This window comes from Mesorhizobium sp. WSM3868, from assembly GCF_002294785.1.
Taxonomy (GTDB): Bacteria; Pseudomonadota; Alphaproteobacteria; order Rhizobiales; family Rhizobiaceae; genus Mesorhizobium.
Genome location: NZ_NSGB01000013.1, coordinates 156863 through 174265, shown reverse-complemented (window position 1 = coordinate 174265; position 17403 = coordinate 156863). Strand labels below are relative to the sequence as shown.

Annotated in this window: 8 protein-coding genes; 7 read left to right on the top strand and 1 reads right to left on the bottom strand. The window is 63.9% G+C overall.

Annotation, left to right across the window (positions count from 1 at the left end; genetic code table 11):
• The 5 genes from CK221_RS20850 to CK221_RS20830 form a co-directional block, all read left to right on the top strand.
• On the top strand, positions 1-5853 hold a 5853-nt coding region (locus tag CK221_RS20850), incomplete at its 5' end, for a translocation/assembly module TamB domain-containing protein (protein ID WP_143749074.1).
• 269 nt (positions 5854-6122) lie between these two features.
• On the top strand, positions 6123-7781 hold the full coding sequence (locus tag CK221_RS20845) for an ABC transporter substrate-binding protein (protein ID WP_095779087.1): 1659 nt from the start codon (positions 6123-6125) through the stop codon (positions 7779-7781).
• 149 nt (positions 7782-7930) lie between these two features.
• Positions 7931-8965 carry an ABC transporter permease gene (locus tag CK221_RS20840; protein ID WP_066990563.1) on the top strand — a complete coding sequence of 345 codons (1035 nt, stop codon included), beginning with the start codon at positions 7931-7933 and terminating at the stop codon, positions 8963-8965.
• Between the two features lie 12 nt (positions 8966-8977).
• On the top strand, positions 8978-10135 hold the full coding sequence (locus tag CK221_RS20835; RefSeq protein WP_066990564.1) for an ABC transporter permease: 1158 nt from the start codon (positions 8978-8980) through the stop codon (positions 10133-10135).
• A gap of 50 nt (positions 10136-10185) precedes the next feature.
• On the top strand, positions 10186-12396 hold the full coding sequence (locus tag CK221_RS20830) for an ABC transporter ATP-binding protein (RefSeq protein WP_066990565.1): 2211 nt from the start codon (positions 10186-10188) through the stop codon (positions 12394-12396).
• A gap of 20 nt (positions 12397-12416) precedes the next feature.
• On the opposite strand, the gene CK221_RS20825 is transcribed toward CK221_RS20830, so the two are convergent.
• Positions 12417-13007 (bottom strand): transglycosylase SLT domain-containing protein, encoded by a 591-nt coding sequence (locus tag CK221_RS20825; RefSeq protein ID WP_095779086.1) that lies wholly within the window; start codon positions 13005-13007, stop codon positions 12417-12419.
• 211 nt (positions 13008-13218) lie between these two features.
• Here CK221_RS20825 and CK221_RS20820 point away from each other — a divergent pair, with 211 nt between their 5' ends.
• Both CK221_RS20820 and CK221_RS20815 read left to right on the top strand, forming a co-directional pair.
• On the top strand, positions 13219-14757 hold the full coding sequence (locus CK221_RS20820) for a trimethylamine methyltransferase family protein (protein WP_095779085.1): 1539 nt from the start codon (positions 13219-13221) through the stop codon (positions 14755-14757).
• 219 nt (positions 14758-14976) lie between these two features.
• A complete protein-coding gene (locus CK221_RS20815) occupies positions 14977-17403 on the top strand; it encodes an FAD-dependent oxidoreductase (protein WP_095779084.1) in 2427 nt (808 codons plus the stop codon).

Sequence of the window (17403 nt, the reverse complement as noted above, 5' to 3'; positions counted from 1 at the left end):
GGCCAGACGGCGACCGGCGATATCAACGGCACGATCGCTTTCGCCAAGGATGGCGCGGCTCCGAACCTCACCATCAATGCGGCCAGCACATCGATCGCGCGCGGCGAACTGGCGGCGAAGGCGATCACCGTCAACGCGCTGATCGCCAATTATCTCAAGGGACCGGCAATATCGGGCACGATCAAGGCCGACAGCGTCACTTCCGGCAAGACGGTGGTCAGCGGTATCGGCATCGACCTGAAGCGCGACGGCGACTGGACCAATTTTTCCGGCGGCGCGACGGCATCCGGAATTCCGGCCACCGCGACCGGGCGCGTGAAGATCGCCGACGGCAAGACCAGCGTCGAGATCGCGTCCGGCGAAGCGACCCTGCGCGGCATCAAGGCGGCGATCGCCGAGCCGTCGCGCCTTGCAATCGCGAACGGCGTCGCCAGCGTCGAGAAGCTTGCGCTCAATCTCGGCGGCGGCTCGGCGACCGTTTCCGGCAGCGCCGGCCAGCTCCTCGACCTGACGGCCAATTTCGCCAGCCTGCCTGCGGCGCTCGCCAATGATTTCGTGCCGGGCCTGGATGCTGCCGGAACGCTGGAAGGCACGGCACACCTCACGGGTCCGTCGGCCAATCCCGATATCGAGTTCGACGCCAAGCTTGCCGGCGCCGAGACCAGCCAGACCCGCCAGGCCGGACTTGGGCCGCTCAATCTGGATGCCGCCGGCAGCTATGGTCTGGCGAGCGGCCTGGCCCTGGACCATGCAACGCTTTCGGGCGACAAGATTTCCGGCAACGCCGCCGGCACCTTAAATCCGAACGGCGTCAGCGATTTTTCGCTCGATCTGACGTCATCCGGACCTAGCCTGCCGTTGACGATCGGCAGCGCCGAAAGCCCGGTCAAGATCGAGGTCCAGTCATTGTCGGCAAAGATAGCCGGCCAAAGCACGCAAGCCCGCCTCGAGGCTTCCGCGATCCTGCCTTCGGTTGCCGCCAGCCAGGTGAATGTGGACGGCCTTGCCGTTGCGCTGCATTCGGATGCGTTCGATCTCAAGGGCAGAGCAGGCCCGGTCTCCGGGACGGTGTCGATCGACAGGATCGGCCTGGACAATCCGATGATCGCGCCGTTGGTTGCCGGCAAGGTTACGGCCGAGGTCAACGGCCGTTTGACGAGCGACGCCGTTGCCGTCAACAGCGGCTCGCTCAAGAGCGATGCGCTCAACAGCCAGGTCGCCGGCCGCATGTCGCTGCGCGACGGCGCCGTCGACCTCAATGTGAACGCCAATGTCGCTTCTTCCGCATTGCCGGCGGCGGTGCGCGGCATGCTGGGCGACAGCGCGCAATTGAGCGCCGCGCTGAAACGCGACGCCAACGGCAACGTCAATGTCTCCGGCTTGAAGCTCAACTCGGGCGCGCTGAGCGCCGACGGGCAGGCGAGCCTTGCCGATAACAAGCTTGCCGCCGACATCACGGGGGCGTTGAGCGACGTTTCGCTGCTGTCGAAAGACGCCAAGGGCGCCATCGCTTTTGGCCTGAATGCGCAAGGTCCGATCATGGCGCCCGACCTCTCGCTGACGGTGAACAGCGACAGGCTGTCCGTGGCAGCGCGCGAGATCACCGGATTGAAACTCACCGCGACAGGCAAGGCCGATGCCGCCAATCCGGCGGCCGATGTGCAACTGACCGGCAATGTCGCCGGACAGCCGCTGCAGGGCAATGCGGTGCTTGCCACCGCCAATGGCAAGAGCGCGATCAACGGGCTTCTGCTGTCGCTGGGACCGAACAAGATCTCCGGCGACCTCGCGCTTGACGAAGCGTTCCTGCCGGTTGGCACTCTGACGCTCACCGTTCCCGATGTCGGTCCGCTGGCGGCGCTAGGCGGCCAGACGGCGACCGGCGATATCAACGGCACGATCGCTTTCGCCAAGGATGGCGCGGCTCCGAACCTCACCATCAATGCGGCCAGCACATCGATCGCGCGCGGCGAACTGGCGGCGAAGGCGATCACCGTCAACGCGCTGATCGCCAATTATCTCAAGGGACCGGCAATATCGGGCACGATCAAGGCCGACAGCGTCACTTCCGGCAAGACGGTGGTCAGCGGTATCGGCATCGACCTGAAGCGCGACGGCGACTGGACCAATTTTTCCGGCGGCGCGACGGCATCCGGAATTCCGGCCACCGCGACCGGGCGCGTGAAGATCGCCGACGGCAAGACCAGCGTCGAGATCGCGTCCGGCGAAGCGACCCTGCGCGGCATCAAGGCGGCGATCGCCGAGCCGTCGCGCCTTGCAATCGCGAACGGCGTCGCCAGCGTCGAGAAGCTTGCGCTCAATCTCGGCGGCGGCTCGGCGACCGTTTCCGGCAGCGCCGGCCAGCTCCTCGACCTGACGGCCAATTTCGCCAGCCTGCCTGCGGCGCTCGCCAATGATTTCGTGCCGGGCCTGGATGCTGCCGGAACGCTGGAAGGCACGGCACACCTCACGGGTCCGTCGGCCAATCCCGATATCGAGTTCGACGCCAAGCTTGCCGGCGCCGAGACCAGCCAGACCCGCCAGGCCGGACTTGGGCCGCTCAATCTGGATGCCGCCGGCAGCTATGGTCTGGCGAGCGGCCTGGCCCTGGACCATGCAACGCTTTCGGGCGACAAGATTTCCGGCAACGCCGCCGGCACCTTAAATCCGAACGGCGTCAGCGATTTTTCGCTCGATCTGACGTCATCCGGACCTAGCCTGCCGTTGACGATCGGCAGCGCCGAAAGCCCGGTCAAGATCGAGGTCCAGTCATTGTCGGCAAAGATAGCCGGCCAAAGCACGCAAGCCCGCCTCGAGGCTTCCGCGATCCTGCCTTCGGTTGCCGCCAGCCAGGTGAATGTGGACGGCCTTGCCGTTGCGCTGCATTCGGATGCGTTCGATCTCAAGGGCAGAGCAGGCCCGGTCTCCGGGACGGTGTCGATCGACAGGATCGGCCTGGACAATCCGATGATCGCGCCGTTGGTTGCCGGCAAGGTTACGGCCGAGGTCAACGGCCGTTTGACGAGCGACGCCGTTGCCGTCAACAGCGGCTCGCTCAAGAGCGATGCGCTCAACAGCCAGGTCGCCGGCCGCATGTCGCTGCGCGACGGCGCCGTCGACCTCAATGTGAACGCCAATGTCGCTTCTTCCGCCTTGCCGGCGGCGGTGCGCGGCATGCTGGGCGACAGCGCGCAATTGAGCGCCGCGCTGAAACGCGACGCCAACGGCAACGTCAATGTCTCCGGCTTGAAGCTCAACTCGGGCGCGCTGAGCGCCGACGGGCAGGCGAGCCTTGCCGATAACAAGCTTGCCGCCGACATCACGGGGGCGTTGAACGACGTTTCGCTGCTGTCGAAAGACGCCAACGGCGCCATCGCTTTTGGCCTGAATGCGCAAGGTCCGATCATGGCGCCCGACCTCTCGCTGACGGTGAACAGCGACAGGCTGTCCGTGGCAGCGCGCGAGATCACCGGATTGAAACTCACCGCGACAGGCAAGGCCGATGCCGCCAATCCGGCGGCCGATGTGCAACTGACCGGCAATGTCGCCGGACAGCCGCTGCAGGGCAATGCGGTGCTTGCCACCGCCAATGGCAAGCGCGCGATCAACGGGCTTCTGCTGTCGCTCGGCCCGAACAAGATCTCCGGCGACCTCGCGCTTGACGAAGCGTTCGTGCCGGTGGGCACCGTGTCGCTCGATCTTCCTGACATAGGGCCGCTGGCGGCGCTTGCGCTAGAAAAGGCGGAAGGCGACGTCCGCGGCGCGATCGCCTTCTCGAAGGCCGGCAACGCACCGAACGTCGCCGTCAAGGCAACCACGGCGGCGATCAGGCGCGGCGACCTCTCGGCCAAAAAAGTCGCCGTCGACGCCCAAATCGCCAATTACCTCGCAGCACCTGTCATCTCCGGCAAGATCCGCGCCGACAGCGTGACCTCCGGCGGCACTGCCGTTACCGGCATCGATGTCGACCTGAAGCGCGATGGCGACTGGACCGCCTTTTCCGGCGGCGCCACCGTGAAGAACATTCCGGCGAAAGCGGCCGGCCGGGTGAAAGTGGCGAACGGCACGACGACCGTCGAGCTCGCGTCGGGCCAAGCGACGGTGCAAGGCATCAAGGCGGCGATCGCGCAGGCCTCGACCGTGACCATCGCCAACGGTGCGACGACGCTCGACCGGCTGGTGCTCAATCTCGGCGGCGGCACGGCGACGGTGACGGGCAAGGTCACGCAGACGCTCGACATCAACGCCAATCTGGCCCGGGTGCCGGTCTCGCTCGCAAACAGTTTCTCGCCTGGCCTCGATGCGGCAGGCTCGATCTCCGGCACGGTCAAGGTCTCCGGCGCGCCGGCCACTCCGACGGTCGCCTTCAATGTCGATGCCTCGGGCGTGCAGACTTCGCAGACGCGGGGCGCAGGCCTCGGCGGCATGAACGTATCCTCGTCGGGAACCTTTGCCGGCAGCAAGCTTGCCTTCGACGCCAACATCAGCGACGGCGCCGGCCTTGGTCTCAAGGGCGGCGGCACGGTGACGACGGCAGGCGGGCCGACCCTGGCGCTCGATTTCAAAGGCAAGGTGCCGTTTTCCTTCCTTGCCTCGAAACTCGCCGTGCAAGGCCTGGCGCTCAACGGAACCGCCAATGTCGACGTGCAGGTGCGCGGTCCTGTATCCGCGCCGGTGATCAGCGGCAAAGTCACGACGTCGGGCGCCCGTCTCATCGACGCGCGCTCCGGGCTGGCGGTCAACGACATCGGGGCCGACGTCTCGATCGGCGGCGGCGTCGCCAGGATCAATCGCCTGACGGGCACGTTGTCGACGCGCGGCAGCCTTTCGGCGAGCGGCACCGTCGGCATCACGCCGTCGCAAGGTTTTCCGGCCGACCTGTCGATAAAACTCACCGACGCCCGCTACACCGACGGCAGGGTGGTGACCGCCAATCTCGGCGGCGACCTGACCATTAAAGGCCCGCTCGTGTCGGCGCCGGTGATCGCCGGCACCATCAATCTGGCGAGGACGGTCATCACCGTGCCGGACAAGCTGCCCGGTTCGCTCTCGGAGTTGGATGTGAAGCATAAGAACCCGCCGCGCGCGGTGCGCGCGCAGGACAGGGCGCTGAACCCGCCGACATCCAGCAGCGGAGGCAGCAGCGGCAGCGGCCTTGTCCTCGACGTGACGGTCAACGCACCGAATCAGATCTTCATCCAGGGCAGGGGCGTCGACGCCGAGCTAGGCGGCTCGCTGAAGCTGACCGGCCCGGCATCCTCGCCGCAGGCCGTCGGAACCTTCACCTTGCAACGCGGCCGGCTGACGATCCTTGCCAAGCGGCTGACCTTCACCGAGGGCACGGTCGGGTTCCAGGGTTCGCTTGTGCCTTACCTCAACCTGACCGCGACCACGACGACCAGCAGCGCCACCGTCACCATCGTCGTTTCGGGCGAGGCGACCAACCCGAAGTTCAACTTCTCCTCCGCACCGGCGCTGCCTGAGGACGAGGTGCTGGCGCAACTGATCTTCGGCCGCTCGATGTCCAATCTCTCGCCGCTGCAGATCGCCCAGCTTGCCGACGCGGCCGCGCAATTGGCCGGCGCCGGCGGCACGACCTCGCTGCTCGACAATCTACGCAGCGCGATCGGCATCGACGATCTCGACGTGACGACCGACGAGAAGGGCGGCACCGCGGTTTCGGCCGGCAAGTACCTCAACGACCGTACCTATGTGACAATCCAGAAGGGCGACAAACCGGGCTCCGGCAAGGCGACGATCGATCTCAATGTCGGGAGGGGCGTGAAGCTGCGCGGCGAGGCCAACGACGCGGGCGAAGCCAAGGGCGGCGTCTTTTACGAACGCGAATATTGACGGTGTTGCCCGCCCCGGCAGGCTGAAGCGGACTTTTGGCGCGCGCGCGAGGCCCTGTCCGCCGACAATGTCTTGATTTGATTGCCCTGTTAATTTTTGGAAATGTGCTGTGGACTAACAAATTTGCGTCAAGGCTGTCGCTATCACGCCAACCGGCCCCATTCCAAAGTTGCACATTCCCCACCATGTTCCAATTCCAAACCGGCTTTTGACATCACGGTCTGGATGCGGAATGTTAAAAGGCAGAAAGCCAACAATGGGAGTCAGTCATGGCAATCTACAAAAGTAACGGTGACCGCGTTCCGGACCACATCCTGGCGATGGCCGAAGCGGCCAAGTCGGGCACGGTGGACCGCCGTGAATTCCTGGCTTTGGCCAGCGTTTTCGGTGCATCGACGGCAATGGCTTACGGCATGCTCGGTCTCGCCGCGCCGACGCCGGCCAAGGCCGAGGACGTGCAGGGCAAGAAGGGCGGCGTGCTGAAGGTCGCCATGTCGATCAAGGATCCCAAGGATCCACGGACCGCCGACTGGTCGGAAATTGCGAACGCCGAGCGCCAGGCGCTCGAGCCGCTGGTGAAGTACACGAAGGAGTACACCTTCGCGCCTTACCTGCTGGCAAGCTGGGATATCAACGACGACGCCACCGAATACACGCTGCATGTGCGGCCAGGCGTCGAATGGAATAACGGCGACAAGTTCACCGCCGACGACGTGATCTACAATTTCACCCGCTGGGCCGACAAGGCAGCGGAAGGCAACTCGATGCCTGGCCGCCTCGGCAGCCTGGTCGACGACGGCACCAAGAAGCTGCGCGAAGGCTCCGTGGTCAAGGTCGACGACATGACGGTCAAGCTCAAGCTGAGCAAGCCCGACATCGCGATCATCCCGAACATGTGCGATTACCCGGCACTGGTCGTGCACAAGACCTTCGATGAGAAGGGCGCCAACTTCAAGAATTGCCCGATCGGCACCGGCCCGTTCGAGCTTGTCTCCTACGATGTCGGCCAGAAGGTGGTCTACAAGCGCCGCGAGACCGGCAAGTGGTGGCAGGGCGAAGCTTTCCTCGACGGTGTCGAGTTCATCGATTACGGCACCGATCCGGCGGCGACGGTTTCGGCTTTCGAATCCGGCGAAGTCCAGACCAACCACGAAACGACCGCCGACTACATCAAGATCATCGCTGATGTCGGCGCGCCGGTTTCGGAGGTCGTCACGGCCGCCACCGTGGTGTCGCGCTTCAACATCACCCACAAGCCCTATGACAACCAGAAGGTTCGTCAGGCGATGTTGCTTGCGGTCGACAACGCCACGGTGCTGCAGCTCGGCTACGGCAATGCCGGCACCCCGGCTGAAAACCACCATGTCGCGCCGATCCATCCGGAATATGTCAAGCTGCCCGAGGTCAAGCGCGACATCGCCAAGGCCAAGCAGATGCTGACGGAAGCCGGCGTGATCGATTTCGAGCACGAACTGATCAGCAACGACGAAGACTATCACAAGAACACCACGGACGCGATCGCGGCCCAGCTGCGCGAAGCGGGCATCAAGGTGAAGCGCACCGTGCTGCCGAGCTCGACCTTCTGGAACGACTGGACGAAGTATCCGTTCTCGCAAACCAACTGGAACATGCGCCCGCTGGGCATCCAGGTCATCTCCATCGCCTATCGCTCCGGCGAAGCGTGGAACGAGACGGCCTACGCCAATCCCGACTTCGACAAGAAGGTCAACGAGGCGCTCGGCATCGCCGATGCGGAGAAGCGCAAGGTTGTGATGAAGGACATCGAGCAAACCCTGCAGGATTCCGGCATCATCATCCAGCCTTACTGGCGCAAGCTCTACATCAACATCAAGCCCGAGGTGAAGAACCACTCGATGCACCCGACCTATGAGCACGACTTCGGCAAGGTCTGGCTCGAACAGGCGTGATCCTTTTGCGATAAATATGAGGGGCGTCAGCCCCTCGTATTTGCAGCTTCGTCGCCGTTGCGTATTGTGCAACGGTGGCGGAGCCTCACAAGGTATCCGACACAGGGTTGAACCTATCTGACCCCAACCCGGCCGGCAGGGGAGCGCGCATGTTCTCATTCATTGCCAGACGCATCGGCACGATTCTGCTCACGATGCTATGCCTGACGCTGGTCGTCTTCTTTCTCGTCAATCTCGAGCCCAACTTGAAGAAGCTGGCGATCAGCCAGACCGAGATGCACACGTCGGCCGAACAGCTCGAAAGCTGGCTGGCCAATCACGGCTACCGGCAGAACTTCTTTGCGCGCTACGGCCAATGGCTGGGCGTCCTGCCCAAGCAGCCGATCACCGATCCTGCCACCGGCAAGGTGACGCAGCGCTTCTCCTTCTGCAACGACCCGGTCGAGCCGAAATTCTCGGGCGTGCTGCAGGGCGATTTCGGCTGTTCGACCAAGTTCAAGACGACGGTCGCGGCCAAGCTGTTTCCGGCACTCGGCGCCACCGGCATATTGATGTTCTGGGTGCTGGCGGTGATGGTGCCGATCTCTTTGCTCATCGGCATCCTTGCCGGCATGCGCGAAGGCTCGCGAACGGACCGGACCCTGTCGGTGGCCTCGATCGCCTCGACGGCGACGCCCGAATATGTGTCGGGCGTCATCTTCACCGTCATCTTCGCCTCGTGGCTTGGCTGGCTGAACGGCTCGGCGGCATCCGCCAGCCAGGGCATCACCTTCTACAATTTCACCCTGCCGGTGATCACGCTGGCGATCTACGGCACCGGCTATATCGCACGCATGACACGGGCCTCGATGGTCGAGGTGATGACGCAGCAGTATATCCGCACGGCCCGCCTCAAGGGGCTCTCCTTCGGCAGTGTGGTGATCAAGCATGCGCTACGCAACGCGCTGATCGCGCCTTTCACCGTCATCATGCTGCAGTTCCCGTGGCTGCTCACCGGCGTCGTCATCGTCGAGGTGATGTTCCGCTACCAGGGTTTCGGCTACACGCTGGTCGAGGCCGCCGGCAACAACGACATCGACCTTCTGCTCGGCTGCTCGCTGGTCTCGGTGTTCATCGTGCTGATCACCCAACTCATCTCGGATGTCGGCTACGCGTTTCTCAATCCGCGCATCAGAGTTCAATAGGGGGCAGGGCGGATGCAGATCGAATATATCGGTGCCTTCGATGTCGTGCTCGGCGTGCTTTGGCGCTTCTGGCCGGTATGGGTCGCGCTTGTCCTGGTGATGGGCGTTAGCTTTACCTACAAGAAGAAGCTCGGGCTCTACGGCCAGCTCTTTGACAGCGGCGTCGGCATTGCCGGCGTCGGCATCTGCCTGTTCTGGCTGTTCACGGCGATCTTCGCATCGACCATCTCGCCTTTCGATCCGCTGGCCCAGGTGTCGATCATGAAGGATACGCTGCCCGGCGCGATCGAGCCGACTTCGAAGCTCGTCTACTATTTCGGCGGCGACAAGCTCGCCCGCGACGTGTTCTCGCGCATGGTCTATGGCAGCCAGATCGTGCTGATCATCGCGCCGGCGGCGACCGGTTTTGCGCTGATGGTCGGCATCACGCTCGGCCTGCCGGCCGGTTACTACGGCGGCAAGATCGACACGGTGCTGTCCTTCCTCGCCAATCTGGTGCTGGCCTTCCCGGTGATCCTTTTGTTCTACCTGCTGGTGACGCCAGGCATCATGGATACGCCTATCCCGTACGCCCTGGCGGGGCTGTTCTTCCTGTTCCCGATCATCTTCTTCTGCGTGCTGTTCTGGACCCGCTACAAGAACCGGCCGGACCGGCTCTATATCCTGCTCGGCCTGACGCTCGTCATCGGGGGCTGGATCTATACGGGCCTCGTCTTCGACAAGGATCCGCTGAGGATCGTCCACATCGATCCCAACCAGCTCAACATCTTCGTGGCGGTGGTGTTCGCTTCCAGCCCCGGCGTGTTCCGCATCGTGCGCGGGCTGACCATGGATATCAAGACGCGCGACTACGTGGCGGCGGCGCAGACGCGCGGTGAATCGCCCTGGTACATCATGCTGTGGGAAATCCTGCCCAATGCACGCGGACCGCTGATCGTCGATGCCTGCCTGCGCATCGGCTATACGACGATCCTGCTCGGCACGCTCGGTTATTTCGGCCTGGGGCTGGCGCCGGAGAGTCCCGACTGGGGCACGGCGATCAAGGATGCCAGCCGGCTCTTGCGCTCCTTCATCCACCCGGCGCTGCCGCCGACGATCGCGCTGATGTCGTTCGTGCTGGGCCTGAACCTTTTGGCGGATTCGCTGCGCGAACAGTCGATGAAGGATTGATGGCGGGGCTTCGGGCCCCATCTTCCAGGAAGCAAGGATTGGAGCGACCCATGAACGAGGCAGTTCGAGATCCAGCCAAGACGACCAATGGGCCGATCATCGAGATCGAGAACCTCTCGATCTCCTTCTTCACCCGCAAGGGCGAGATCCCGGCGGTGATGGACTTTTCCTGCACGGTCATGCCCGGCGAGGCGATGGGCATCGTCGGCGAATCCGGCTGCGGCAAGTCGACCGTGTCGCTCGGCATCATGCGCGACCTCTCAAACATCGGAAAGATCGTCGGCGGCCGCATCAAGTTCCAGGGCAGGGACATGGGCGAGATGTCCGACGAGGAGCTTCGGGCCATCCGTGGCAACAAGATCGCCATGATCTATCAGGAGCCGATGGCGAGCCTCAATCCGGCGATGAAGGTCGGCCAGCAATTGATGGAAGTGCCGCTGATCCACGACAAGGTCTCGAAGGAAGAGGCCCATAACCGTGCACTGGAGATGGTGCGCGCGGTCAAGCTGCCCGATCCGGAGCGCATGATGCGCTCCTATCCCCACCAGCTTTCGGGCGGCCAGCAGCAGCGCATCGTCATCGCCATGGCGCTGCTGTCGAAACCGGCGCTGCTGCTCCTCGACGAGCCGACGACGGCGCTCGACGTCACCGTCGAGGCCGGCATCGTCGAACTGGTCAAGGGGCTGGGCCAGAAGTTCGGCACCTCGATGATCTTCGTGTCGCACAATCTGGGCCTCATTCTCGAGACCTGCGACAAGATCACGGTGATGTATTCCGGCGAGGCGGTCGAGACCGGCAAGATCGAGGACGTGTTCGACCGGATGCGCCACCCCTATACGCAAGGACTGTTCCGCTCGATTCCGTTGCCTGGCGCCGACAAGAATTCGCGGCCGCTGATCTCCATTCCCGGCCAATTGCCGCTGCCGCATGAGCGGCCGAAGGGATGCAATTTTGGACCCCGCTGTCACCATTTCGTCGAGGGCGTCTGCAACGCCGCCGAAATTCCGATGGTTGCCGTTGAGGGGCATGAGGGCCATTTCTCGCGCTGCGTGCGTTTCAACGAGATCGACTGGGAAGCGCTGCCGCCCGGCGCCAAGAAGGTCAACGAAAAGGTCGAGCCCGGCGCGCCGGTGCTCAAGATCGACAATCTCAAGAAGTACTACAAGGTCGGCGGCAGCGAGGTGTTCGGCTCGAGCGAAGGCCGCGTCGTCAAGGCCAATGAGACGATTTCGTTCACCGCGCGCGAGTCCGAAACGGTCGCGATCGTCGGCGAGTCCGGCTGCGGGAAATCGACGCTCGCCAAGGTGCTTCTGGGGCTTGAGACCGCAAGCTCGGGCACCGTGACGCTGGGCAACAAGGAGATCCAGTCGACCGGCATCGAGAGCCGCAATGTCGAAACGGTATCGTCGATCCAGATGGTTTTCCAGAACCCGTTCGACACGCTGAACCCCAGCCATACGGTCGGCTCGCAGATCATCCGCACGCTGGAGAAGTTCAATGTCGGCAAGACCGTCGCCGAGCGGCGCAAGCGCATGCTGGAGCTGCTCGACCTGGTGAAGCTGCCGCGGGCCTTCGAGACCCGCAAGCCGCGCCAGCTCTCAGGCGGCCAGAAGCAGCGCATCGGCGTGGCCCGCGCCTTCGCTGGCGACGCCAAGGTGGTGGTGGCCGACGAGCCGGTCTCGGCGCTCGACGTCTCGGTGCAGGCGGCGGTGACCGAGCTCTTGATGGACATCCAGCGCAAGAACAAGACGACCATGTTGTTCATCAGCCACGACCTGTCCGTGGTGCGCTACATCGCCGACCGCGTCGTCGTCATGTATCTCGGCTATATCGTCGAGCAGGGCACGACGGACCAGATCTTCTCGCCGCCCTACCATCCCTACACGGAAGCGCTGCTCTCGGCGATCCCGATCGCCGACACCAGCGTGGTCAAGAAGCACATCGTGCTCGAAGGCGATATCCCATCGGCGATGAACCCGCCGACCGGATGCCCCTTCCAGACGCGCTGCGGCTACAAGAAGCTGGTGCCGGACAATCTGTGCGAGACGACGGTGCCGCCGGTGAAGAATCTCGGCAACGGCCATATGAGCCTGTGCTGGCTGTCGGACGATGTCTTGGCGAAGATGGAGCCGGTCATCAAGTTCGACAAGGAGCATGCGGCACATGAAGGCGTGCCGGACGACGCGCCGCACGGCACCGGGCCGGGTTTTGCCGGCACCCCGCCCAAGCGCCCGAGGGGCAAGAGGCCGAAGCCGAACTAAAACTTCGCCGGGTCCCGGCCTCAGCTCCCACATTGCCGCAACTGGGCGGCGTAGTCGCGGGCCATTTGGTCGGTGGCGCGCGCGTAGTTCTGCACGCCGGCATCGCCGCGATTGCCGCGTCCGTAGGCCGACCAGCCGAGATAGTAGGCGAGATAGAGACTGTAGGTGTCGTTGCGGGCGACGCCGAAGCTGTCGACAGTCTTGGAATGATACCAGCCGACGAAGTCGATGGCGTCGGCGAAACGGCTGCGGCGCGCCGCCCAGTTGCCGGTCTCCATCTGATATTGCGACCAGGTGCCGTCTAGCGCCTGCGAATAGCCCGCGGCGGTGGAGACATGTTTCCAGGGAATGAAGCCGAGCAGCTTGGTGCGCGGCGGCCGGGCGTTGCTCTTGAAGCCGGATTCCTTGCGCACCGTCGCCATCAGCACCGGAACGGGAATGCCGTATTTTTGTTCGGTGCGCTCGGCGGCGGCCTGCCAGTTGTCGAACCAACCGTCATTCTGGTCGAAGACGGCGCAGACATTGTTGATGTGGCTGGGCGCCGTCGCGCAGGCCGAAAGCGCCAGCAGCACAGAGACAACGACAATTTTACTAAAACTCGACCTAGGCATCGGAAGACGAATAGGCCGAAATCATAAAAGGAGTCTTTCAAGCTTCCTTAACGCCGGCCGAGGCGCCTCGACCTTGGCTCTATCGATATTTCGACTTCGCTCGTCGTATTTGTCTTCATCAGAGTGAAAAAATGCCGCCTTGGCTATAATCACGCCGGCAAATGGCGAATTCCTGACAGCTCGCGCCTGACGTCGGCGCTCTGATAGACGCATGACCGAACCAAGACGAAAACGCGGCGCCGAACGGACCAGCAACCGCGGGCCCGCCGCCATTCCGCAGCTGCCGCCACGGCGCGTGGTCAACCCTTACCCGCCGATGGCGGTGCTTTCGGCCGACCAGATCGAGGCCATTCATCAAGCCTCGATGCATATTCTCGAAAATTTCGGCATCGAGGTGATGAGCCCGCGAGCGCTCGCGCTGTTCGAGCGCGCCGGCGCGAAGGTCGATCACAGCTCGATGAATGTGCGCCTCGATCGGGGCATGGTCGACGAAGCGCTGAAGACGACACAGGCCAGCTACACACTTAGGCCACGCAACCCGGCTCACGCCGTTCATCTCGGCGGCAACACGATCAACTTCACGCTGGTGGCCGGGCCGCCCAATGTGCACGACATGGAGCGCGGCCGCCGCGCCGGCAATCTCGCCGACTATTGCGATCTCGTCCGGCTGGCGCAGCATTTCAACTGCATCCACATGCTGGGGAACCAGGTCTGCGCGCCGATCGAGCTGCCGGCGAATTCGCGGCACCTCGACACCTACTTCGCCAATCTGACGCTGACCGACAAATGCTTCCATGTCTCGGCGATCGGCCGGGGCAGGGCGCTGGACGGCATCGAGATGATGGCGATCGCGCGTGGCTTGACTCTCGACCAGATCGGCCGGGACCCCGGCGTCACCACCATCATTTCCGTCAACTCGCCGCGCCGCTTCGATGAGATGATGGCCGAAGGGCTGATGACCATGGCCGAGTTCGGCCAGTCGGTGGCGGTGACGCCGTTCACTCTGATGGGCGCGATGAGCCCGGTGACGCTTGCGGGCGCGCTGGCTCAGCAAAATGCCGAGGCACTGTTCGGCGTCGTGCTGACCCAATTGGTGCGGCCGGGCGCGCCGGTGATGTATGGCGCCTTCACTTCCAATGTCGACATGAAGTCCGGCGCGCCGGCCTTCGGCACGCCGGAGAACACCAAGGCCAACATCGCCTCCGGGCAATTGGCGCGGCGCTACAATCTGCCGTACCGCACGACGCCGGGCTCGGCGTCCAATGCCGCCGATGCGCAAGGCGCCTATGAGACGCTGATGGCGCTGTGGGGTGCCGTGCTTGGCCACGGCAACCTCGTCTATCATGCCGCCGGCTGGCAGGAGGGCGGACTGACGGCCTCATTCGAAAAACTCATCATCGATGTCGAGATGATGCAGCACATGATGGAATTCCTGCGACCGATCGTGGTCGACGAAGGCGAATTGGCGGTCGACGCATTGGGCGCCGTGCCCACCGGCGGCCACTTCTTCGGCGAGCCGCATACGCTTGAACGCTATGCCACCGCCTTCTATCAGCCGATGCTCTCCAACTGGCAGAACTACGAGGCTTGGCAGGAGGCCGGCGCGCTTGACACGACGGCGCGCGCGACCCGGCTCTGGAAGAAGGCGCTGGGAGAGTACGTTCAGCCGACAATGGACCCAGCCGTGCGCGAGGCACTTGAAGTCTATATGGCGCGCCGCAAGGAAGCGATCGGGCAGGGCGAGCCGTGACGGTTTTGGAACGCTGGCGCCGCCCCTCATCCGCCTTCCGGCACCTTCTCCCCGTGAAGGACGGGGAGAAGGGAAGCGCTACAGCGCTGGCGACCCCTCTCGCCGTTTTTCACGGGGAGAGGGCAAGGGTGAGGGGCAGCGCCGACGTTTGAGGAGAGACATGCCTCTCATCCTGAATCCACTCAGTCATCCAACTCACTGAAACAACGAGAAGAACCCATGAAGTCGCATGCAAAGGTCGTGGTCATCGGCGGCGGTGTTGTAGGATGTTCCGTGCTGTTCCATCTTGCCCGCCACGGCTGGACGGACGTGGTGCTTCTGGAGCGCGATGAGCTGACCTCGGGCTCGACCTGGCACGCGGCCGGCGGCATGCACACCATCAACGGCGATCCCAACGTCGCCAAGCTGCAGAAATACACGATCTCGCTCTACAAGGAGATCGAGGAGCTTTCCGGCCAGGCGACGGGGGTGCATCTGACCGGCGGCGTGCTCTTGGCAGCAACCGAGGCGCGGCTCGACTGGCTGCGCGGCGTCGTCTCCAAGGGCCGCTATCTCGGCATCGACCTCGAGGTGATCTCGGCGAAGGAAGCGGCCGAGTTGATGCCGCTCATCGATCCGAAGCAATTCGTCGGCGCCGTGCGCAACAAGGAGGACGGCCATCTCGATCCCTCCGGCGTCACCCACGCTTACGCCAAGGCGGCGCGGAAGCTGGGCGCGGAAGTGGAGCGCTTCACCAAGGTCGAGGACATCGTGCGCCGGCCCGACGGGCTGTGGCGGGTCATCACCAACAAGGGCGATGTGATCACCGAGCATGTCGTCAACGCCGGCGGGCTTTGGGCGCGCGAGGTCGGCCGCATGGTCGGGCTCGAACTGCCGGTGCTCGCCATGGAGCACATGTATCTGATCACCGAGGACATGCCGGAGGTCGCCGACTGGAACAAGAAGACCGGCACGGAAATCATCCATGCGGTCGACTTCGACGGCGAGCTCTATCTGCGCCAGGAGCGCGGCGGCATGCTGATGGGCACCTACGAGAAAGCCAACAAGGTCTGGTCCGAATTCTCCACACCCTGGAATTTCGGCCATGAGCTCTTGGAGCCGGATATCGACCGTATCGCGCCCTCGCTCGAAGTCGGCTTCCGTCACTTCCCGGCCTTTCAGAAAACCGGGATCAAGCAGATCATCAATGGCCCCTTCACCTTTGCGCCGGATGGCAATCCGCTGGTCGGTCCGGTGCGCGGCCTGCCGGGCTTCTGGGTCGCCTGCGGCGTCATGGCGGGTTTTTCTCAAGGCGGCGGTGTTGGCCTGGCGCTCTCAAACTGGATGATCGAGGGTGATCCCGGCGCCGATATCTGGGCGATGGACGTGGCGCGCTACGGCGACTGGGCGACGATGACCTACACCAACGCCAAGGTGCGCGAGAATTACTCGCGCCGCTTCTCGATCCGCTTCCCGAACGAGGAACTGCCGGCCGGACGGCCGCTGAAGACAACGTCCCTTTACGACACATTGTCGGCCAAAGGCGCGCAATGGGGCGTCGCCTTTGGGCTGGAAGTGCCGCTCTGGTATGCGCCCGAAGGCGTCAAGGACGAGTTCTCGTGGCGGCGGTCGACCGATTTCGACCATGTCGGCAGCGAAGTGGCCGCCGTCCGCAACGGCGTCGGCCTCTCGGAGATCTCAGGCTTTGCCAAGTACAAGGTGACGGGCGAGGGGGCGGCAGCCTGGCTCGACCGTCTGCTTGCCTGCAGGCTGCCCAAGCCCGGCCGCATGACGCTGGCGCCGATGCTGAAGGAAGACGGCAAGCTGATCGGCGATTTCACGCTCGCCAATGTCGGCGAGGGCGACTGGTTCGTCGCCGGCTCCGGCGTCGCCGAGCAGTACCATATGCGCTGGTTCGAGGCGCATCTGCCAAAGGACGGCTCGGTGCAGATAAAATCGCTGGGGCAGAAGCTCACCGGCCTAGCCATCGCCGGGCCGAAGGCGAGGGCGGTGCTGGCCAAAGTCACCCGCGCCGACGTCTCAAACCCGGCGTTCCCATTCATGGCCGTCGCCACGATCGATATCGGCATGGCGCCGTGTCTTGTCGGCCGCGTCAGCTACACCGGCGATCTCGGCTACGAGATCTGGATGGCGCCGGAGTATCAGCGCGCCGCCTACCAGGCGCTGATCACGGCCGGCGAGGAATTCGGCATCGGCCTGTTCGGGTCGCGCGCGCTCAATGCGCTCAGGCTCGAAAAGAACTACGGCTCATGGGCGCGCGAATACCGGCCGATCTACGGACCGCTCGAGGCCGGGCTCGACCGTTTCGTCGCCTACGGCAAGGAGGCCGACTTCATTGGCAAGGAACCCGCCATTGCCGAGCGCAAGCAAGGTGGCAAGCTCCGGCTGCGCGCCTTCATCGTCGAGGCCACTGATGCCGACGTCATCGGCGACGAGGCGATCTGGCACGACGGCGTCGTGCGCGGTTGGGTGACGTCCGGCGGCTATGCGCACAATGCAAAAAAGTCCATCGCCATGGGCTACGTGCCGAAGGAGATCGCCGACAGGCCCGACGGCTTCGAGATCGAGATCCTCGGCAAGCGCCACGCCGCGCGCATTCAGGCAACGCCGCTGTTCGATGCCAATTTCGAGCGGATGCGCGCCTGA